This window comes from Oceanimonas marisflavi (genome assembly GCF_003049725.1).
Taxonomy (GTDB): domain Bacteria; phylum Pseudomonadota; class Gammaproteobacteria; order Enterobacterales; family Aeromonadaceae; genus Oceanimonas; species Oceanimonas marisflavi.
Genome location: NZ_QAGM01000010.1, coordinates 58,596 through 78,867, shown reverse-complemented (window position 1 = coordinate 78,867; position 20,272 = coordinate 58,596). Strand labels below are relative to the sequence as shown.

The 20,272-nt window shown below is 58.8% G+C and carries 14 protein-coding genes and 1 tRNA gene; 8 read left to right on the top strand and 7 right to left on the bottom strand.

Features of this window, described 5'->3' with window-relative positions:
* Positions 1-19 precede the first annotated feature (19 nt).
* On the top strand, positions 20-1,915 hold the full coding sequence (gene rpoD / locus DA373_RS08325) for an RNA polymerase sigma factor RpoD (protein WP_107851848.1): 1,896 nt from the start codon (positions 20-22) through the stop codon (positions 1,913-1,915).
* 237 nt (positions 1,916-2,152) lie between these two features.
* A tRNA-Ile gene (locus tag DA373_RS08320) sits at positions 2,153-2,229 on the top strand.
* Between the two features lie 87 nt (positions 2,230-2,316).
* Here the strand turns inward: DA373_RS08320 and DA373_RS08315 are convergent.
* The 4 genes from DA373_RS08315 to DA373_RS08300 form a co-directional block, all read right to left on the bottom strand.
* Positions 2,317-5,484: a type I restriction endonuclease subunit R gene (locus tag DA373_RS08315; RefSeq protein ID WP_107851847.1), complete on the bottom strand. Its 3,168-nt coding sequence runs from the start codon at positions 5,482-5,484 to the stop codon at positions 2,317-2,319.
* A gap of 131 nt (positions 5,485-5,615) precedes the next feature.
* Complete coding sequence (locus tag DA373_RS08310) at positions 5,616-7,121, bottom strand: restriction endonuclease subunit S (RefSeq protein ID WP_107851890.1); 1,506 nt, start codon at positions 7,119-7,121, stop codon at positions 5,616-5,618.
* Positions 7,111-8,127 carry a PDDEXK nuclease domain-containing protein gene (locus DA373_RS08305; RefSeq protein WP_107851846.1) on the bottom strand — a complete coding sequence of 339 codons (1,017 nt, stop codon included), beginning with the start codon at positions 8,125-8,127 and terminating at the stop codon, positions 7,111-7,113. Before DA373_RS08305 ends, DA373_RS08310 begins: the two co-directional genes overlap by 11 nt.
* On the bottom strand, positions 8,124-10,100 hold the full coding sequence (locus DA373_RS08300; protein ID WP_107851845.1) for a type I restriction-modification system subunit M: 1,977 nt from the start codon (positions 10,098-10,100) through the stop codon (positions 8,124-8,126). Before DA373_RS08300 ends, DA373_RS08305 begins: the two co-directional genes overlap by 4 nt.
* A 177-nt stretch (positions 10,101-10,277) precedes the next feature.
* On the opposite strand from DA373_RS08300, the gene DA373_RS08295 reads away from it, so the two are divergent.
* The 4 genes from DA373_RS08295 (at position 10,278) to DA373_RS08280 (ending at position 15,160) form a co-directional block, all read left to right on the top strand.
* Complete coding sequence (locus DA373_RS08295) at positions 10,278-11,111, top strand: NAD-dependent protein deacetylase (protein ID WP_107851844.1); 834 nt, start codon at positions 10,278-10,280, stop codon at positions 11,109-11,111.
* A gap of 95 nt (positions 11,112-11,206) precedes the next feature.
* Entirely contained in the window at positions 11,207-12,883 is a 1,677-nt protein-coding gene (locus DA373_RS08290; protein ID WP_107851843.1) for a sensor histidine kinase, read from the top strand.
* The gene (gene btsR / locus DA373_RS08285) at positions 12,880-13,590 is read left to right on the top strand and encodes a two-component system response regulator BtsR (protein WP_107851842.1); all 711 of its coding nucleotides are present in this window, start codon (positions 12,880-12,882) and stop codon (positions 13,588-13,590) included. The genes DA373_RS08290 and btsR overlap by 4 nt, the downstream gene beginning before the upstream one ends.
* 133 nt (positions 13,591-13,723) lie before the next feature.
* On the top strand, positions 13,724-15,160 hold the full coding sequence (locus DA373_RS08280) for a carbon starvation CstA family protein (protein WP_107851841.1): 1,437 nt from the start codon (positions 13,724-13,726) through the stop codon (positions 15,158-15,160).
* 61 nt (positions 15,161-15,221) lie between these two features.
* Here the strand turns inward: DA373_RS08280 and DA373_RS08275 are convergent, their stop codons facing one another.
* Complete coding sequence (locus tag DA373_RS08275) at positions 15,222-16,040, bottom strand: DUF2797 domain-containing protein (protein WP_107851840.1); 819 nt, start codon at positions 16,038-16,040, stop codon at positions 15,222-15,224.
* A gap of 118 nt (positions 16,041-16,158) precedes the next feature.
* On the opposite strand from DA373_RS08275, the gene DA373_RS08270 reads away from it, so the two are divergent.
* Positions 16,159-16,578, top strand: a complete 420-nt coding sequence (locus DA373_RS08270) for a VOC family protein (protein ID WP_107851889.1) — start codon at positions 16,159-16,161, stop codon at positions 16,576-16,578.
* Here DA373_RS08270 and DA373_RS08265 read toward each other — a convergent pair.
* Positions 16,541-18,469: a metallophosphoesterase family protein gene (locus tag DA373_RS08265; protein WP_107851839.1), complete on the bottom strand. Its 1,929-nt coding sequence runs from the start codon at positions 18,467-18,469 to the stop codon at positions 16,541-16,543. The genes DA373_RS08270 and DA373_RS08265 overlap by 38 nt on opposite strands.
* A 180-nt stretch (positions 18,470-18,649) precedes the next feature.
* Between DA373_RS08265 and DA373_RS08260 the strand changes: the two genes are divergently transcribed.
* Complete coding sequence (locus DA373_RS08260) at positions 18,650-19,693, top strand: AI-2E family transporter (RefSeq protein ID WP_107851838.1); 1,044 nt, start codon at positions 18,650-18,652, stop codon at positions 19,691-19,693.
* A 54-nt stretch (positions 19,694-19,747) separates the two neighbouring features.
* On the opposite strand, the gene DA373_RS08255 is transcribed toward DA373_RS08260, so the two are convergent.
* Complete coding sequence (locus tag DA373_RS08255; protein WP_107851837.1) at positions 19,748-20,254, bottom strand: ureidoglycolate lyase; 507 nt, start codon at positions 20,252-20,254, stop codon at positions 19,748-19,750.
* Positions 20,255-20,272 lie beyond the last annotated feature (18 nt).

The window sequence follows — 20,272 nt, the reverse complement described above, 5'->3', positions numbered from 1 at the left end:
GGCTACTTGCGCGCCAGAAATGAGTGCCTCTAGTACCCACCCTCTTGCAACATCTAACCGGACGAGTTCTATGGAGCAAACCCCGCAGTCACAGCTTAAGCTTCTCGTTGCCAAAGGTAAAGAACAGGGCTACCTGACCTATGCCGAGGTAAATGATCATCTTCCTCAGGATATTGTCGACTCCGATCAGATCGAAGACATTATCCAGATGATCAACGACATGGGCATTCAGGTGGTGGAAAACGCCCCCGATGCCGATGATCTGATGATGTCGGAAACCACCGCCGACGAAGACGCCGCCGAGGCCGCCGCCCAGGCGCTGGCGTCTGTTGAATCTGAAATTGGCCGCACCACAGACCCGGTACGCATGTACATGCGTGAAATGGGCACCGTGGAGCTGCTGACCCGCGAAGGCGAAATCGATATCGCCAAGCGCATTGAAGACGGCATCAACCAGGTGCAGAGCTCGGTTTCCGAATATCCGGAAACCATTACCTCGCTGCTGGATCAGTTCGACCGTTTTGAAGCCGGCGACATCAAGCTGAGCGATATCATCTCCGGCTTTGTCGATCTGGAAGAAGCCGAAGACGTGGCCCCCACCGCCACTCACATTGGCTCCGAGCTGAGCGAAAAGGACCTCGACGACGAAGACGACGACGAGGATGAAGACGAAGACGAGGACGACGATTCCGATGGTGACAACGGCCCGGATCCGGAAGTCGCCCGGGAGAAATTCGGCCAGCTGCGCGAACAATACGAGCTGGTAAGAAGCACTATTGCCGCCAAGGGCCGCAGCTCAAAAGAAGCTGCCGAGCAGATCACCGCCCTGGCCGATGTGTTCCGTCAGTTCCGCCTGGTACCCAAGCAGTTCGACCGCCTGGTGAACAGCATGCGCGACATGATGGAGCGCGTTCGGGTGCAGGAGCGCATCATCATGAAGCTCTGCGTTGAACAGTGCAAGATGCCCAAAAAGACCTTTGTGCAGGCCTTTGCCCACCACGAGAGCGAACAGGCCTGGTTTGACGCCCAGCTAGCCGCCGGCAAGACCTGGTCTTCCCGGCTGGAAGATGTGGCCGAAGACGTGCGCCGTGCCATTGGCAAGCTCAAGGTAGTGGAAGAGGAAACCGGCCTCACCATCTCCCAGATCAAGGACATCAACCGCCGCATGAGCATTGGTGAGGCCAAGGCCCGCCGTGCCAAGAAGGAAATGGTGGAAGCCAACCTGCGTCTGGTGATCTCCATCGCCAAGAAATACACCAACCGTGGCCTGCAGTTCCTGGATCTGATCCAGGAAGGCAACATCGGTCTGATGAAGGCGGTAGACAAGTTTGAATATCGCCGTGGCTACAAGTTCTCGACCTACGCCACCTGGTGGATCCGTCAGGCCATTACCCGCTCCATTGCGGATCAGGCCCGCACCATCCGTATTCCGGTGCACATGATCGAGACCATCAACAAGCTCAACCGGATTTCCCGCCAGATGCTGCAGGAAATGGGCCGCGAGCCCACCCCGGAAGAGCTGGCCCACCGCATGGCCATGCCGGAAGACAAGATCCGCAAGGTGCTGAAAATCGCCAAGGAGCCGATCTCGATGGAAACCCCCATCGGTGACGACGAAGACTCCCATCTGGGCGATTTTATCGAGGACACCACCCTCTCCCTGCCGGCGGACTCCGCCACCAGCGAGAGCCTGCGTAACGCCACCCACGACGTGCTGGCCGGCCTGACCGCCCGGGAAGCCAAGGTACTGCGCATGCGCTTTGGTATCGACATGAACACCGACCACACCCTTGAGGAAGTGGGCAAGCAGTTCGACGTTACCCGTGAGCGTATTCGCCAGATTGAAGCCAAGGCCCTGCGCAAACTGCGCCACCCCAGCCGCTCCGAAGTGCTGCGCAGCTTCCTCGACGAGTAAGCACCACCGCAACACAAGATTTAAAGGGCGCTACGGCGCCCTTTTTCTTTGTTCGCTTCCACACCAACCGGCTTCAGCCTGGCGATCCGTAGGTTGGCGATGAGCGAAGCGAATCCCAACAAAAAGCAACGCGATAACCACAGTCCCGGCACTTCCAACCGCTTAAAAATCAGCCACCTAACTCACCACCACAACTGGACAGGCCACCGTCCCTTCCCCTATAATCAGCCCACTTTTGGCCCCTTAGCTCAGTTGGTTAGAGCACACGACTCATAATCGTTAGGTCCCCAGTTCAAGTCTGGGAGGGGCCACCATACAGACACCGAGAAAAGCCAGCTGCATCAATGCGCTGGCTTTTTTTTGTGCCGCTTATGTGCCGCTTTGCGCACGAGTAAAAAATTCTATCTCGCTCCCTCCTGCAGCCCTTTGAGCAGCATGCCCAGCACCAGCTGGTTGAAGCCTTTGGCCACGTCGGGATCGGAGAGGTATTGCATCGACAGGTTCTGATAGGAGCCCATGCTGTCGATCATGGCCTGCTCCATGGCTTTGGGAAAATCGCCCAGCATAATCTGCTCGCTGGAGTTGTTGCGCACCTGGGCCATCACGGTTTCGTTCTCGCTGATCTTGGCCATGGCCCCCTGCAGCAGGGTGAGCTTGTCGCCGTCGGTGGTTTCCAGGCCGAACAGGTCATTGAGCTGTTCCAGAATGTGGGAGAGGTAATCCTTTTTCTCTTCCTTGGGCGTGGCGCTGCCCACTGCCGACACCCCTTTCAGGCCGTAGCCGCCGGCGTCTTCCCTGAGCTTGAGATCCTGAGTGCGCCGGGCCTTGAGGTTGTAGTGACTGAGCACCACGGAAGACAAGTCGATCTCGTCTTCTTCCAGCTGCTCCTGGCGCAGCAGCGGTAACAGGTGACGGGCATAGACACACAGCTGCTCCAGCTCGGCATCGTCGAACGGGGTGATTTGCGATACAAACTCGTAGAAGCGCACATAGCTGTTGAGATCCTTCTTGAAGATATCCAGCTCGGAACGGGCTTCTTCGGCCTCTTTCACCCGCCGTTCGGCATTGGTCTTGTCGGTGGCGCTGCCTCCTTCACGCTCAATCAGTTTAAGCATGCGCCGGCACTCCCGCAGGCTTTCGGTGGCCAGGGTATAACGCCGCTTAAAACGTTCCAGCGCCGGCCTGGCATAGCTCAGCATGGCCTCCTGACCCCGTTTGGGGTCGAAGTAGGCATCGGCAAAGGCCACCACCTCGTTCCAGTTGAAAATGCCCGCTGCCCGCAGCTTGTGCTGCAGGTCATACACCAGGTTGGGATCGGAGACCGTATCCAGGGTGGCGGTCTCAAAGTATTTCTGAAACTCCTCCAGCACATCCTGAGGATCATTGACGAAGTCGAGCACAAAGGTGCTCTCCTTGCCGGGATAGGTGCGGTTGAGCCGGGACAGGGTCTGAATGCAGTCTACGCCGGTGAGCTTTTTGTCCACATACATGGCGCACAGCTTGGGCTGGTCGAAGCCGGTCTGAAACTTGTTGGCCACCAGCATCACCTGATAATCGGGGGTGTCGAAGGCCTTGCGCATGTCCCGGCCATTGAGCTCCGGGTTCATGTTGCGCTCGGTATAGCCCACGCCCTCGTCGCTCACCTCGCCGGAAAAGGCCACCATGGCGCGAATGGCGTCGTAGCCTTTTTCCGCCACGTATTTATCGAACGCCAGCTTGTAGCGCACCGCCTCCAGCCGGCTGGAAGTCACCACCATGGCCTTGGCCTGATGCCCCAGCAGGTGCGCCACGTTCTCGCGAAAGTGCTCAATGATGATCTGCACCTTCTGGCCAATGTTGTGGGGGTGCAGCCGCACCCAGCGGGACAGCCGAATGCGCGCCTTTTTGGCGTCCACCTCGCGGTCGTCCTCTTCCGCCTGCATCGCCAGCTTGTAGGCCAGGCTGTAGTTGGTGTAGTTCTTCAGCACATCGAGAATAAAGCCCTCTTCAATGGCCTGGCGCATGCTGTACACATGAAAGGGCAGCGGCTTGTTGTCCGGGCCAAGGGGCATATTGGCCTTGGGCGGGCGGCCAAACAGCTCCAGGGTTTTGCCCTTGGGAGTGGCGGTAAAGGCGAAATAGCTGATATTGCTGCTGCCGCCCCGGGCCGCCAGAGTCAGGTTCATCACGTCTTCCGCCGACAGCTCGTCATCGCCGTCGAGCTGCTCGGCCATCAGCACTTCCCGCAGCTGACGGGCGGTGCTGCCGGTCTGGCTGGAGTGGGCCTCATCGGCAATCACCGCAAAGGTGGAAGCCTTGAGCGAGGTGGACTCCTGAATGGCCTTGAGCACATGGGGGAAGGTCTGAATGGTAACGATGATAATGGGCGTGCCGCTGGCCAGAGCCTCGGCAAGCTGGGCCGACTTGCTGCCCTCGCCGTCTTCCCGGCTGATGCGGCTGACCACGCCATCGGCATGCTCAAACTGGGCAATGGTCTCCTGCAACTGGCTGTCGAGCACGGTGCGGTCGGTGATCACTATCACCGACTGAAACAGCTTGTGGCCGCCTTCCCGATAGAGCGAGGCCAGTTGATGGGCCAGCCAGGCGATGGAGTTGGACTTGCCGGAGCCAGCGGAGTGCTGGATCAGGTATTTCTGGCCCGGTCCTTCTTCGGTGACCGCTCCCAGCAGTTGCTGCACCGCACTCCACTGGTGATAACGGGGAAAGATCAGGGTTTCTTTTTTATTCACCCGGCCAAGGGCGTCTTCCTCGGTTTTGACTTCAAGATGCAGGTAACGGCCGAGAATGCGCAGAAAGTTGTCGGGCTGCAGAATTTCCTGCCACAGATACTCGGTGGCATAACCGCCCTGGCCGTTCACCACCGGCGGCTGATCGTTGCCGGCCCCGCCTTCGCTTGTGCCCTTGTTAAAGGGCAGAAAGAAGGTGCCTTTGCCGGCAAGCTTGGTGGTCATGGCCACTTCAAACTGGTTGACCGCAAAATGCACCAGGGCCCCCCGGCGAAAGGTGAGCAGCGGCTCGGCCTTGCCCAGGGTTTTGGGCTGCCTGTCGAACCGGTACTGGTTTTTGGCGTTTTCCAGAGACTGCTTGAAACAGGACTTCAGCTCCAGGGTCGCCACCGGAATGCCATTAAGGAACAAAGTGAGATCGAGCCGGCCCTCGTAACCATGAGGGCTGTATACCAGCTCGGGCACCACCCGCAACCGGTTGATCCGGTAGCGCGCCAGCAGCTCGGGGTTAAGGTCATGATCGGGCCTGAAGCTGGCCACCTTGAGGCGGTGGCCCCTGTCTTCAATCTGGTTGCGCAGCAGCCACAGCGCCCCTTTGCCCGGGTGCCCCAGCTGGCGCACGGCGGCATTCAGCAGGTGCTGCTCCGGCTGCTCGCCATAGAGCTTGCAGTATTTTTGCCAGGCGTCGGGCTGAGTTTCCTGTACAAAGGCCAGCAGGTCTTCCGGGTAGAGCGCCCGCTCCCGGTCGTATTTTGCCGACTCCCCCACCAGCCAGCCCTGGGCCGCCAGGGCGTGAATAATATGATCCTGAAAAACCTGTTCCCGTGCTTTGTTGTCCTGCATTACTCAGGCTCCTTGTTGTTCTGTTACTTCCGTGTCTTTAGCGCACGGTATTCAGTTACTGTCTGGCAGTTTACTGGAAGCAGATTACCTCCACAAAGGCAGGCCCGGCACGTAGCCGGGACAGCAAGGCATTACTCTTGTTCGGCAGTTTTTTCCTCAGCCGGTGGCTGCCAGCCCCGCACATCAATCTTGCCGGTAACCGCAGCGGAAATTAGCGCGGTGCGGCGTTCCTTAGATAAACTGATGGAGTGGCTGGCTACAGTTATGCTTCTGTCTATTCGGTCCAATTTTTTCTGTACTTGCTCAACAATGTAATGCTGTTCGCTTCGCGGAGGCAAAGGAATTGGAAGCACTTCAAACTGATCCGTTCGCAAGCACTTTGTGCCGTGTGCAGAACTATCAACCAAATCCAATACAGGTTGTTTGAGCCCCTGTAAACAAAGAAGTAAATAGTCTCCGTCGATCTGTTCACCACTAACCATGGCCTTCATATCCTGGTTAATGGTTACAGGGACTGATGTGATGGCCACAGGCACAGAATGGGCTAATATCATTCCTCTGACAACGATCAAAACAGAGCCCGTTGGGATTAACTTTGTTGAGGAATGAAGAACAGCATCCATTGTAATTGAGTCAATAGATGAGTTGATGATATCTCGCTTCATATCTTTCGGGGATACCCATGGTATATCTCCATCCCAAAATTTTGGGTTGTCTTTTGATGGTGTTCCTCCACCTAAAAATTGACACAAGTATCTCGGCTGACTGATAACCCAATGCGCCGGCACTTGTCCCAGCCATTCCACACCGGAATCCTTCATCGGCACATTCGGGTTCAGGCCCTTGGTCACGGCATGGGAGATCACCGCCTGACGCTTTTCCTTCAGCAACTCAATCAGCCGCTGCTGCCTGGCGATCAGCGTATCGATTCGGGCGGTTTCATAATCGAGAAAGGCGGCGATGGTGCGTTGTTCTTGTTCACAGGGAAAAACAAACCGCTCCATCAGATATGCATCCGAATCAAGGTTTTGTATACCTGTCGTTTGCTTTACTGAAGGGTAATTCACACGCCCCGCATACAGTTTAGCGAATGCATACTTTAAAAAAACACTGTCAAACCCAGCTCTTGGGGTCATTTTGGCAACAAAGTTTGACGTAACGGCGTCATAGTCTTTATCAAAAATAACAACGCACCCGACTAGTGTCTTTTCACCACCACCTGATTTTTCAATTAGCAGATCACCTTTTTGAAGCAGTCTGTTTCTACGATCCTTCTCCGGAATAGAACGTGTGGTCAGTTTGTCGTCTCGCACTTCAAGCTGGTTACGGTCGAAATCTGCAACACGGAGTACAGTAATATCATTCAGTTCATCAGGTTCACTGCCCCAAATTCCATTTGTGCAGCCATCTACCGCCCGTTTTAATGAATGAATCGCCCAATGAGATGGAATCTCACCCAACCACTCCACCCCCGAGTCCTTATATTCCGGATAGGGCTGATACTTGCCGGCCACACCACTTATAGCTGACGGCTTACAGCTTATAGCTTGCTGTTCACTTACAGCTTCCAGCTTATAGCTGACAGCTTTCTGTTCACTGGCTGTCTGTTCGTTTCCACCTTCCACCTTATAGTTCATGGCCATTGCTCCCTTCCATCGCATTCAGGGTATAAAACTCATGCAGCTTGGCCTGCAGCAGCGCCTTGTCGGGCAGCTGAGTCTGATATTCGGCAATCAGTGCCGGAGACAAAGAGCGGTTAAGGGCATACTCCACCACTTCATCGTCTTTGCTGGCACAGAGCAGCACGCCAATGGCGGGGTTTTCGTGCGGTTTGCGTTCGTCACGATCGAGGGCTTCCAGATAAAAGTCCAGCTTGCCCAGGTATTCCGGCTCGAAGCGGCCGACTTTCAGCTCGATGGCCACCAGGCAGTTGAGGCCACGGTGAAAAAACAGCAAGTCCAGCGCAAAGTCGCGGCCACCCACCTGCAGCGGATATTCAGAGCCCACAAAGCAAAAGTCCCGGCCCAGCTCAATCAGAAAGTCCTTTAAACGCTGCAGCAGCCCCTGATGCAGGTCAGCCTCGGCGTGGCCGGGGGGCAGGTCGAGAAACTCCACCATATAGGCATCGCGAAATACATCCAGTGCACCGGGGTGGGCTTGTCTCACCGCTGGTGAGACTTTTACAGGCTGCATCACGCTGCGCTCAAACAAGGCGGTTTTCAGCTGACGGTCCAGCTCACGGCTGGACCACTTCTCCTGAATGGCCATGCGCAGGTAAAACTCGCGCTCTTCCGGTCGCTTACACTGGCTGAGAATGCTCAGGTTATGGGTCCAGGGCAATTGTGTCAGCAGTGCTGTCACTTTTTCATCATGACGGTAGGTTTCGAAAAACTGACGCATACGAAACAGGTTACGGCGAGTAAAGCCGCGCAGCCCCGGCTGGGTTTGCGCCAAGTATTCCGCCAGCTGGCCAACCACGGCGTCACCCCATTCGGCCTGCTCCAGTTTGTGACTGATATAGGCTCCTACCTGCCAGTAGAGCTCAACCAGCTGGGTGTTGACCGCCTGAGTGGCCCGCTGCCGTGCCTGCTCGATAAGCGTCAGCACTTCCTTGAAGTGCGGCTGTGGCTGAACTCCGCTCACGAATGCACCTCCGCCAGCAGCTGCATTATCTCTTTGGCGACGGCATCCAGATCGGCGTCTATTTCTTCCAGCGGCCGGGGCGGCTGATACTGGTAGAAGTGGCGGTTAAAGGGAATTTCGTAGCCCACCAGGCCCACCTGACCATCGAGGGGATCGGTCTTGCTTTCGTCTATCCAGGCATCGGGCACATGGGGCAGCACTTCCCGCTGAAAGTACGCGTGAATGTCCTCACCCAGGGGCACGTTTTCGTTATCCCGCAGATCCGGGTTGGCTTCCGGCATGCCCCTGGTCTTGCATACCTCGGCTTCATCATCCTGCTCGGCCAGGTGCTTGCACAGCAGCTTGAACGCCGGCGCGGGCAGCTTGGTGCCTTCCAGCAGTGCGGTCAGTTGCTTTTTAAAGCGGTCGCGGGAGAGCAGCTTGTCTTGTTCAAACTGGCCGAGGGCAGAAAGTATGGCGCTTTGCAGGGTGCCATCCAGCCTGGCCCAGGCCTTGTCGTCCTGCAGGGCGGCCAGCCGGTCGGCATCCTGGGGGTAAAAGGCCAGCTTGAGCGGACGCTCCACGGTAATGCGCCGGTAGCCAAAGGCGGTGGTGGGGAACAGTTTGGCAATGGGGCTTTGCTGATAGCGGCTGTACAGCTCCACTATCTGCCTGATGGCCTCATCATTGAGGTATTTGCGCTTGGAGCCGAGGGACTTGCGCATGAGGCTGTGCAGATCACTGGCGTTAATCAACAGCACCTTGCCCTTGCGCTCTGCCGGCTTGTGGTTGGAGAGCACCCAGATGTAGGTGGCAATGCCGGTGTTGTAGAACATGTCGGTGGGCAGAGCCACCAGGGCATCCAGCAGATCGTGCTCCAGAATGTAGCGGCGAATTTCGCTTTCACCGCTGCCGGCACCACCGGTAAACAGCGGCGAGCCGTTAAGAATAATGCCTATGCGCGAGCCGGCGCAGTCGGCGGAGGGGGCCTGCATTTTGCTGATAAGGTGCAGCAAAAACAGCAAGGAGCCGTCGGACACCCGCGGCAGGCCGGGGCCAAAGCGGCCGTTAAAGCCGGCCCGCTGGTGTTCGTCACGCACAATTTTTTCCACCTTTTTCCAGTCCACGCCAAAGGGCGGGTTGGACAGGCAGTAGTCAAAGCGGTTGTGCTTGAGCTGATCGTCCGACAGGGTGTTGCCCAGCTTGATGTTGCTGATGTCCTGGCCCTTGATCAGCATGTCGGCCTTGCAGATGGCGTAGGACTCGGCGTTCAGCTCCTGGCCAAAGGTGGCCAGGCGGGCGTGCTCGTTCAGCTCATGCAGATATTCCATGCCGCAGGACAGAAAGCCACCGGTGCCGGCGGTGGGGTCGTACACGGAGCGTACTATGCCGGGTTTGGTGAGGGCCTCGTCGTCGTCGGTAAACACCAGTGAGGTGGTCAGCCGCACTATGTCGCGGGGGGTAAAGTGCTCACCGGCAGTTTCGTTGGAGCTTTCCGCAAAGCGGCGGATCAGCTCTTCAAACACCAGGCCCATGTGGTAGTTGTCGACCGCCTGGGGGGAGAGATCCACCTTGGCGAACTTCTGCGCTACCTTGTAGAGCAGATCGGCGTCTTCCAGCAGGTTGATGGTGCCGTCGAAGTTGAAGTGCTCAAATATCTCAAAGGCATCCCGGGAGAAGGCCCGCACATAGGCATCCAAGTTGTCGCCCACATGGTTTTCACCCAGCAGGCTGAGGCTGAGCTTGGAGGTGTTGTAAAAGCTCTGGCCGCTGGTGTTGAGCAGCAGCTTTTCTCGGGCGGCGTCCGGCATGGTTTTGGTGGTTTCCACCATGGCCAGCACTCGCTCCTTGGTGGGGGCCAGCACGCACTCCAGCCGGCGCAGCACGGTAAAGGGCAGAATAATGCGGCCATATTGAGACTGTTTGAAGTCGCCGCGCAGCAGGTCGGCCACCGACCAGATAAGACTGGCGAGAGTAGAGATATTGGATGTCATGGTTGTTATCGTGCTCTTGTTATAGCCATTACAGGCGGCAATTGAATTGCTCCGGATTCTAGCACTTTCGCAACACAGTAACCGCACCACGGCTCATTTGTGAAATTCCTTCTCCCCTGGCCGGCTCTCTGAATATATTGAATACTGTTTACTGCACTGTTCAGGGAAGCCTGCACCATGACCGAAGCCCATACCAAACTGCTTGAGTTTATTCACCAATACCCGCGCCTGCTGGTGCTGACCGGTGCCGGCATCAGCACCGACTCAGGCATTCCCGACTACCGGGATCAGCAGGGCCAGTGGAAGCGCCAGCAGCCGGTGCAGCACCCGGACTTTATGGGCTGCGAGCATACCCGCAAACGCTACTGGGGCCGCAGCCTGGTGGGCTGGCCGGTGATGCGCGATGCTCGCCCCAACCCGGCGCACAGCGCCCTGGCACAACTGGAGCGGCTGGGCCATATCAGCCTGCTGGTCACCCAGAATGTGGACGGCCTGCACCAGCGCGCCGGCAGTGAAAAGGTGGTGGATCTGCACGGTCGCTCCGATCGGGTGGTGTGCATGAGCTGCGACTACCGCTGCAGCCGGGATGAAACCCACCGGCGCAGCGCCGAGCTGAACCCGGACTTTATTCACTACACCGCCAGCGCCGCCCCGGATGGTGACGCGGATCTGGAAGTGGACTTCAGCCGCTTTCAGGTTCCTGAATGTGACCGTTGCGGCGGCATTCTTAAACCCGATGTGGTGTTTTTTGGTGACAATGTGCCCAAGCAAAAAGTGCAGGACTCACTGAATGCGCTTGAAGCGGCCGACGGCCTGCTGGTGATCGGCTCGTCGCTGATGGTGTACTCCGGCTACCGCTTCTGCCGCAAGGCACAGGAGTGGAACAAGCCCATTGCCGCCCTCACCCTTGGCAAAACCCGCGCCGATGAGCTGCTCAGCCTGAAACTGAATGAGCCCATTACTCCGCTGTTGCAGTCGGCGCTGAACGAGCTGGCCTCACTGTCCCAATAGTCTTCAGCAGACGGCGCTCGAAAGACTGTCGCGGTGTGCGGCCGCTCCGAATGTTATAAAATCAGCACCAGCCCCCTAGCCCTCAAGGATCCGCCATGTCGCTTGTGCTGCTGCTTATTCAGCAGATGTGCCTGTATCTGGTCATTGTCTATCTGGTCAGCAAAACCCCGCTGTTCCGGCTGCTGACCGAGGCCTCTACCCGGCTGCCCCACAAGGTCTTTATTTATCTGGTGTTTTCCGGCTTTTGCATTATGGCCACCTCTTTCGGGGAGCAAACTCACGGTGCCATTGCCAATACCCGCGCCATGGGAGCCGTGCTGGGCGGCCTGCTCGGCGGCCCGGTGACCGGCACTCTGGTGGGACTCACTGGCGGTCTGCACCGCTACAGCCTGGGCGGCTTTACCAATCTGGCCTGCGCCGTGTCCACTACCCTTGAGGGGCTGAGTGCCGGTCTGGTCAGCCTGTATCTGCGCCGCACCGGCAGAAGCGAGCTGATTTTCAACCCCCTGCGGGTGTGTCTGCTGACCCTGTTCGCCGAGATCATGCAAATGGCCATTATTCTGCTGCTGGCCCGCCCCTTTGATCAGGCGCTGGAGCTGGTGCTGCAGATTGCGCCTTCCATGCTGCTGGTCAACTCGGTGGGCGCGGCCCTGTTTATGAGCATGATTCGGGATCAGAAAACCATGTTCGACAAGCAGTCGTCCGCCTTTTCCACCAAGGCGCTGAAAATTGCCGAGCGCAGTGTGGGTCTGCTCAGCAAGGGCTTTAACGAGGAAACCAGCGCCCAGGTGGCGCGCATATTAATCGAAGAAACCAAAGTCGGCGCCGTGGCCATTACCGACAGAGAAAAGCTGCTGGCCTTTATTGGTATCGGCGCCGATCATCATCTGCCCGGCGCGCCCATCTCTTCACAGATGACCCTGGATGCCATGCAGCAAAACAAGGTGATGTTTGCCGACGGGGTGGAAACCCCCTACGCCTGCTCCATGTCGCCGCACTGTACCCTTGGCTCCAGCCTGGTGATCCCGCTGCGCAGCGACAACGAGGTGGTGGGCGCCATCAAGCTCTACGAGCCCAAGAACAAGCTGTTTCTCAATATCAACCGTACTCTTGGGGAAGGCATTGCCCGGCTGTTGTCGAGCCAGATCCTGTTTGGCCGCTTTCTGGAGCAGCGCAGCCTGCTTACCCAGACCGAACTGAAGCTGCTGCAGGCCCAGGTCAATCCGCATTTTCTGTTCAACGCCCTGAGCACCATAGGGGCCATTACCCGGCGGGATCCCAACCGGGCGCGGCAATTGTTGCAGCACCTCAGCCAGTTTCTGCGCATCAACCTCAAGCGCACCACCGGCCTGGTCACGCTGGGGGATGAGCTGGAGCACATTGACGCCTATCTGACCATTGAAAAGGCCCGCTTTGCCGACAAGTTGCAAGTGGAGCTGAATATTCCCGAGGCACTGCATGGTCTGCCGGTACCGGCTTTTACCCTGCAGCCCGTTATTGAAAATGCGGTCAAGCACGGCACTTCCCACCTGCTGGACACCGGCCATATACGGGTCAGTGCCACTCGGCAAGGCACCACACTGCGCCTTGACGTTACAGATAACGCCGGGCTGTACCGCCCTCCCGAGCACTCGGACGGCCTGGGCATGAACCTGGTGCACAAACGCATTCAGAACCTGTTCGGGTCCGATTACGGCCTGCAGGTTCACTGCGAGCCCGGTGAATATACTCAGGTTGAAATCACCCTGCCGATCACGGAGTCCTTATCATGATCACCTGCCTGATCGTCGACGACGAACCCTTTGCCCGGGACGAGCTGGCGGCCCAACTGGCCGACGCCCCCGACATCGAGATAGTGGGTCAGTGCGGCAATGCCATCGAGGCCATGCAGGCCATCAGCCGGCTCAGTCCCGATCTGGTGTTTCTGGATATTCAGATGCCCCGCATCAGCGGCATGGAGCTGATCGCCATGCTGGACCCCGATACCATGCCCAGGGTGGTGTTCGTCACCGCCTTTGACGAGTTTGCGGTGCAGGCCTTTGAGCGTCACGCCTTTGACTATCTGCTCAAGCCGGTGGACGAGCGGCGGCTGCAACAAACCCTGAACAGGGTGCGCCGGGATCTGCGTCCGCAGCCGGTGGAAACCATCGCCCCCAGCCGGCTGGAACACCTGCCCTGCTACAGTGGTCAGCGCCTCAGGGTAGTGCCGGTGGCCGAGGTGGAATATGTGTTCAGCGATCTCGGCGGGGTGCATGTGGCCACCGCCAGCGAGAAGGTACACACTCAAATGACCCTGAAGGTCATAGAGGAAAAAACCCCGCTGGTACGCTGCCACCGGCAATATCTGGTGACGCCCGGCGCCATTGCCGAAATCGAGATGCTGGACGCCGGCGGCGAGATCCTTACCCGCGCCGGCGCCCGGGTGCCGGTGTCGCGCCGCTACCTCAAGCCCCTGAAGCAGTTGTTCGGCTTTCACTAGCAGCAAAGTGAGCGATCGTTCAGCCCTGCTGGCGACCGCTTACCCCGCCCATTCAACCGCTCACTCAGGTAGCACTTTTCCCGTCTTTTTTACCGCCTACACTGGCGGCAATCTATACAAGAGGGATGATGTGATGACCTGGTTTTTGCTCTGCGTCGGCCTGCTGATTGGCGGCTATTTTATTTACGGCACCTTTGTTGAAAGGGTATTTGGTATCAAGCCTCAGCGTCAGACGCCGGCCTATGCCCAGGGCGATGGCGTGGACTATGTGCCCATGTCCAAAGGCAAGGTCTACCTCATTCAGCTGCTCAATATCGCCGGTGTCGGCCCCATCTTCGGCCCCATTCTGGGTGCGCTCTATGGCCCCGCCGCCATGCTGTGGATTGTGCTGGGCTGTATCTTCGCCGGCGCGGTGCACGACTACTTCTCGGGCATGCTGTCGGTGCGTAACGGCGGTCAGTCGGTGCCCAACCTGGCGGGTAAATACCTGGGCCGGGGCGCCAAAAACTTTATGAACGTGTTCGCCATTGTGCTGCTGCTGCTGGTGGGTGTGGTGTTCATCTCCGCCCCCGCCGGCCTGCTGGCCAAGATCACCGGCGTGAGCGTGTCGGTGTTTGTGGGCGTGATCTTCGTGTATTACCTGCTGGCCACCATAGTGCCGGTAGACAAGATTATCGGCCGTCTTTATCCCTTCTTTGGCGCCCTGCTGATCTTTATGTCGGTGGGCCTGACCGTGGCGCTGGTGATGTCCAGCGAGCACACCATGCTGCCGGGCTTTGAAGCGGGCGACTTCTTCCAGAACCTGAACCCCAACGACATGCCGCTGTGGCCGGCACTGTTTATCACCATCGCCTGTGGCGCCGTGTCCGGCTTTCACGCCACCCAATCGCCGCTGATGGCCCGCTGCGTGGAAAATGAAAGCAATGGCCGCTTTGTGTTTTACGGCGCCATGATCGGCGAAGGCATTATTGCCCTTATCTGGTGCGCCATTGCCCTGTCCTTCTTCGGTGGCGTGGAAGGCCTGAACACCGGCATGGGCGGCAACCCGGCCAATCTGGTGTATGAGGCGTCTACCGGCCTGCTGGGCGCCGTGGGCGGCTTTATGGCGGTGCTGGGCGTGATTGTGCTGCCCATTACCTCCGGCGACACCGCCTTCCGCTCCGCCCGCCTGATCCTGGCCGAGTATTTCAATATGCCGCAAAACCGCCTGCCCAAGCGTTTGCTGCTGGCCATTCCGCTGTTCGTGATTGGCGCCGTGCTGACTCAGGTGGACTTCGGCATTATCTGGCGCTACTTCGGCGTGGCCAACCAGGCCACCGCGGTGATGATGCTGTGGACCGCCTCGGCCTACCTGCTGCGCCACAACAAGCTGCACTGGATTGCCACCGTGCCGGCCATGTTTATGACCACGGTCGTTATCAGCTTTTTGCTGAACTCCGCCACCCTGGGCGCCGGTCTGCCGATGACCCTGTCCACCGTCACCGGCATAGTGCTCACCCTGGTGATCACCGCCCTGCTCATTACCCGCATCAAGGGCCGCAACGAGCACCTGCTGGCCGACGAAGCCTGATTGCTCACGCCTGATATGCAAAAGCCGGCCTTGTGGGCCGGCTTTTTGTTGTCTGGCAACCTCAGTCCAGGGTCACCTCATAACCGGTGAACTTGCGCAGATTAATCACCCCGGTGTCGAGGATCAGGTACTGGCCCTTGATGCCAAGCAGGGTGCCGGCCACCTCGGGGTTCTTGTCGAAATTATGGCTGACGATTTTGGTCGGATATTCCAGCACCGGGTAGCTGAGCTCGACCACCGGCTCGTCGAGCACGGTAATGGCGTCGTCGCCGTATTTAAGAGTGAGTTCGGCCAGTTTTTCCTTTATTTCCGGCAGCAGACGCTCGCCTTCGGCCTTGAGATTCAAGGGCGCTTCGTCGCCCTTGAGCATGGCGCGCCAGTTGGTTTTGTCGGCCACCATGCTGGCCAGGGCCACTTCCACAAAACCGGAGAGCTGGCGGGTAGCTACCCGCAGCAGCGGCAGCGCCTGGGTGGCGCCCTGGTCAATCCAGCGGGTCGGCACCTGAGTATGGCGGGTAATGCCCACCTTCAGCCCGGAGGTGTTGGCCAGATAGACGATGTGCTGCACCATGCAGTTGCGATCGCCCCACTCGGGCTCGCGACAGGTGCCTTCAAAATAGTGGCAGGTTTCCGGCTTCATCACGCACATGTCGCAGCGGGCCAGTTTTTTCATGCAGGGAAAACAGTGTCCCTGAGAGTAGCTTTTTTTGGTTTTGCGGCCACAGGCATCGCAGTAAATGTTGCCGGTAAAGGTCAGCTTAAGGGGCTGGCCCAGAAAGGCGTTCAGGCTGGTGCGGTGCTCGCCCAGCGCCAGCTCATAGGCCACGAGGGCCTCAAGCCGCGCCGGCATCTTGATCAGGGTTCCGGTGAGATTGCTCATGCTCGCTTCTGTGTCATTATGTTATGAGCACCATTCTACCAGCCGTGGCAGCGATGTGCCTTTCCCGGGAATGGCGGCCATACTCAGCAGCATGTCAGATCTGTCCGAGGAAGACTCCATGACCCACATTCACTACCCCCGCCTTACCCACCTGGCCCTGCATGTGCGGGATCTCGACGCCTGCCTGCAGTTTTACCATGATTTCTGCGGCATGAAAGAAACCCACCGGCGGGAAAGCGGCCCCCAGACCATCGTCTGGCTGGCGGAGCCGGGCCGGGAGCGGGACTTTGTGTTTGTGCTGATGAACGGTGGCGAGGATCTGCACCTGGGAGAGCGGGACTACCGCCACTTCGGCTTTGCCCTGCAAAGCCGTGCCGCGGTGGACGCCCTGGCCGAGCGGGCCGGGCAGGCGGGCTGCCTGCTGTGGCCACCCCGGGACGAGCCCTTTCCGGTGGGTTATTACTGCGGTGTGAAAGACCCGAACGGCAATCAGGTGGAGTTCAGCTTTGGTCAGCCTCTCGGTCCGGTCGAGAGCTGAGCGCCGTCTCTGTGCTGGTCGCCGGCTCAATAAAGTCCACGGTGCCCTCACTGGTGATCTGCTGCACGCACACCGGCTCCCCATTTGCGTTAAAGCGCACATAGCCGATGCCGGCCCGGTTCAGCAGCCGCTCGCCCCTTGATGCCCCCACCGGTGAGTGGGGCGTGATTTCCAGCCGCCGCCGGCGGGTAAACCAGTTCAGTGGCGAGCGCGGCGCATAAAGCCAGCGGTTGAGCCGGTCGAGCACATCCAGCAGCCGGCGCGGAAATTCATTCTTGATGCCGCTGCTGGTGATCTGCCAGATATGGGGCTCGCCGCCCCGGTGGCGCACGCGAATGTCATACATAAAGGAGTAATGCACATCGCCGGAGAGGATCACATAGTTGGCGGGCGTACGGGCATGACGAAAGATATTGACGATCACATTGGCGGTGCCCTTGTGAGCCATCCAGTTCTCCGCATCCACCAGCAGCGGCTTGCCCAGCCAGGTAAAGATCTTCTGGATCACCTCGATAAGCTTCACCCCGAATACCGGCGTCGGCGAGACCACCACCACCGATTCCTGATTCAGCATCTCCCCCTGCAGTTCGGTCAGCGCTTCCCAGTCCATCAGCCCTGAAGGCCGGTTAAAATTGGACTCGGAACGCCAGCGCCTTGTGCGGGTGTCGAGCACCAGCAGCCGGGGCTGGGTATCGAGCTGATATTGCCAGCCGTCAAATTTCAGCAGAGTGTCGATCAGCCGATCCTGCTGCTCGCTGCCGGGCCGCTCGCTCCAGGCCTGTAACCGATCCATGGGATCGCCGGTAAAGGCATCGGGATCATTGCCCCAGCCCTGACAGATCATATAGGCGGTCAGGGCATTACCGATGATCCGCCGGGAGAACGGATGGCCGTAGGCGCTTTCTTCCCAGGCGGCGGTCAGGTTCCAGTCGTCGGTGACATCGTGATCGTCAAAGATCATCAGGGTGGGCAAGTGCGCCAGCAGCCGGCGCACCGCCGGCAGACCATCCACAAAGGCGGCCAGCCGCTCCCGCTCGCGCTGGTAACACTCGGCCAGCTCTCCTTCCAGCTTCGGTCTGTCATCGGGCAGCAGCCGCCAGGGCACCGGCGACCACACCAGCAGATACATGGCCAGCACCTCGGCCAGGGTGATCAGGTGGTTGGCGGCACTGCTGGTGGTAAAGATGGGCTTGCGCGCCCCTTCAAAAAAGCGCTTCTGCAGCGGCACGTTGGCACGAGTGTCGGGCAGCAGCTCATTGCGCCGGTAATAATTGAGCGGGCTGGCAAAGAGCTCGTCGCTGTTGGCCACCGTGGCCCCTTCCAGCTGTTCGTCATAAAGTCCCAGCTCGCGGATCAGCTGGTGTATGGCGGTGAGCATGGGGCCGGCCACGTCGTCGGCGTAGATCTGATCACCACTCATCATCAGCAGCGCCGGCCGCTGGGCCGGCTGCTGGTGCCGTTCACTCAGCCAGCTATCGGCCGCCACCAGACCATCGGGGGCAGCGTGGTGCGGCTTTCTGCAGGAGCCGTGCAGCATGGCATCGAGCTTGCCTTGAATCACCAGGCTGGGCAGGGATTCGCCCGGATAGCACAGTTCACTGCCCCACTCGGCCATGCCCTGCCAGTGCGGCTCGCCCGGGCGCTGCCACTGCAGATCGTAGGGCAACCGCGTGTCGGTGGGCAGGGGCTGATCCAGCCGCAGGTCAAGCAGCTGAATAAAGCACGACTCACCCACCCGTAGTTGCCGGTGCCCGTCACCGGAAAACGGCAGGGGGTCGCGCCCGGGCAGGCACAACCGAAAGCTCAGCGCTTCGCGGCTGGCCAGCCAGAATACCAGGCGTTCGCTGCTGGCGCGGCGCAGCAAAGGGCCGGCGATAATGGTGGAATCCATGAAAAATCCGGTGGTTAAATCAACACGGCCATGATAACCACTGCCGTCTTGCCTTGAAAGCCGGCGGGCACGGAGCCGGTCGCAGACTGCCGCTGTAAACTGCCCTTCGGCATTCAGCTCTGGTCAGTGACAGTCCCCTTCTTTAGACTGGTGGCAGTCCCGATTGAGGAAGTCTCCGCCATGCGCGAAAAACTCGAACAACGCTCCTTTCTGTTTACCCTGCTGCTGGTCAGTCTGCTGTTCGGACTGGTGCTCAAGCCTTTCTGGGGGGCCATTTTCTGGGCCTGCGCCATTACCGTGATTTTCTCGCCCCTGCAGCAGCGCATACTGAAACGCATTGGTCCCAAGCCCAACCGGGCCGCCCTGCTGACGCTGCTGATCTGTGCGGTGATCGTGGTGCTGCCGGTGCTGTTTATCGCCGGCTCTTTCGTGCAGGAGGGGTTACTGCTGTATCAGCGTATCGACAAGGGCGAGATCAGCCCGGGTGATTTGCTGGAGCAGGTACGCACCGCCTTTCCACTGCTGCCCGATCTGCTTGGACGGCTGGGTATCGATCTGGAAAGCGTACGCGCCCGGCTGTCAGAAACAGCGGTGGCCGCCAGCAAGCTGCTGGCGGGCAAGGCGCTCACCGCCGGCCAGAGCACCTTTACCTTTGTGGTGGACGTGGCGCTGATGCTGTATCTGGCGTTTTTTCTGCTGCGCGACGGCCACCAGCTGACCGAGCTGATGGTGCGGGCACTGCCCCTGGGCGACGATCGCGAACGCAAGCTGTTTGCCAAATTTTCGGAAGTCACCCGGGCCACGGTGAAGGGCAATATTCTGGTGGCCATGGCCCAGGGGGCCCTGGGCGGCTTTATTTTCTGGGCACTGGGCATTCCCGGCCCGCTGCTGTGGGGTGTGGTAATGGCGTTTCTGTCGCTGATCCCGGCCATCGGGGCGGCCCTGGTGTGGCTGCCGGTAGCCATCTACCTGTTTGCCACCGGGGAGTGGATTTCGGGCACTGTGCTGGTGGCCTTTGGCGCCCTGGTGATCGGCCTGGCCGACAACGTGCTGCGGCCACTGCTGGTGGGCCGGGACACCAAGCTGCCCGACTATCTGGTGCTGTTTTCCACCCTTGGCGGCATCAGCCTGATGGGAGTCAACGGCTTTGTCATCGGCCCGCTGGTGGCGGCCCTGTTTCTGGTGTTCTGGGATATCTTTATGCGGGAATTTAACGGCGAGTGAATAAAAAAGGGGTCGGAGTCATTTTTAAAAAATGACTCCGACCCCTTTTATTTATCAGAGCTCAACGGTCAGCTGAATGGACTCGTCGAAGTAGAACTCGTCACAGTTGTTGCCCGGACCGCTGCGATCCACCACCAGAAACTCGTCGTTGTCGCGCAGCGCCATGATCGGATGGTGCCATACGCCTCTGTGGTAGTTCACGCCCTGGCGACCGGTGGCGCGGAAGGCGCGCACGGTAGACGGGTCTATGTTCAGGCTGCCGTCGCCAACCGGGGCAACCACCAGCAGGAAATCGTGACCAAACAGCGGAATAAAAGACTGGGAGCCGAACGGATGACGCTCCAGCATTTTGATCTGCAGCGGGTATTCCAGCGTCTCGGCACGGAAGATATTGATAATGCCCTGGCCCTGTTCGTCCAGCTGCACCTCACCCAGCTTGTGATAACGCTGAGTGGAGCCGTTGTTGATCATGAAATAATCACGACCTTCGGATTCGATCACATCACCAAAGGGAGCAAAGGCTTCCTTGGTCAGCGGCTCGATCTGGAGAGTTTTGATCATTGCTGCCTCCTGCAGAGA

What these genes read in the sequence shown, in the direction of transcription:
- rpoD (WP_107851848.1), top strand. Translation starts at nt 20, where the DNA reads ATGAGTGCCTCTAGTACCCACCCTCTTGCAACATCTAACCGGACGAGT.
- DA373_RS08315 (WP_107851847.1), bottom strand. Translation starts at nt 5,484, where the DNA reads ATGCAGGACAACAAAGCACGGGAACAGGTTTTTCAGGATCATATTATT.
- DA373_RS08310 (WP_107851890.1), bottom strand. Translation starts at nt 7,121, where the DNA reads ATGAACTATAAGGTGGAAGGTGGAAACGAACAGACAGCCAGTGAACAG.
- DA373_RS08300 (WP_107851845.1), bottom strand. Translation starts at nt 10,100, where the DNA reads ATGACATCCAATATCTCTACTCTCGCCAGTCTTATCTGGTCGGTGGCC.
- DA373_RS08295 (WP_107851844.1), top strand. Translation starts at nt 10,278, where the DNA reads ATGACCGAAGCCCATACCAAACTGCTTGAGTTTATTCACCAATACCCG.
- DA373_RS08290 (WP_107851843.1), top strand. Translation starts at nt 11,207, where the DNA reads ATGTCGCTTGTGCTGCTGCTTATTCAGCAGATGTGCCTGTATCTGGTC.
- btsR (WP_107851842.1), top strand. Translation starts at nt 12,880, where the DNA reads ATGATCACCTGCCTGATCGTCGACGACGAACCCTTTGCCCGGGACGAG.
- DA373_RS08280 (WP_107851841.1), top strand. Translation starts at nt 13,724, where the DNA reads ATGACCTGGTTTTTGCTCTGCGTCGGCCTGCTGATTGGCGGCTATTTT.
- DA373_RS08275 (WP_107851840.1), bottom strand. Translation starts at nt 16,040, where the DNA reads ATGAGCAATCTCACCGGAACCCTGATCAAGATGCCGGCGCGGCTTGAG.
- DA373_RS08270 (WP_107851889.1), top strand. Translation starts at nt 16,159, where the DNA reads ATGACCCACATTCACTACCCCCGCCTTACCCACCTGGCCCTGCATGTG.
- DA373_RS08265 (WP_107851839.1), bottom strand. Translation starts at nt 18,469, where the DNA reads ATGGATTCCACCATTATCGCCGGCCCTTTGCTGCGCCGCGCCAGCAGC.
- DA373_RS08260 (WP_107851838.1), top strand. Translation starts at nt 18,650, where the DNA reads ATGCGCGAAAAACTCGAACAACGCTCCTTTCTGTTTACCCTGCTGCTG.
- DA373_RS08255 (WP_107851837.1), bottom strand. Translation starts at nt 20,254, where the DNA reads ATGATCAAAACTCTCCAGATCGAGCCGCTGACCAAGGAAGCCTTTGCT.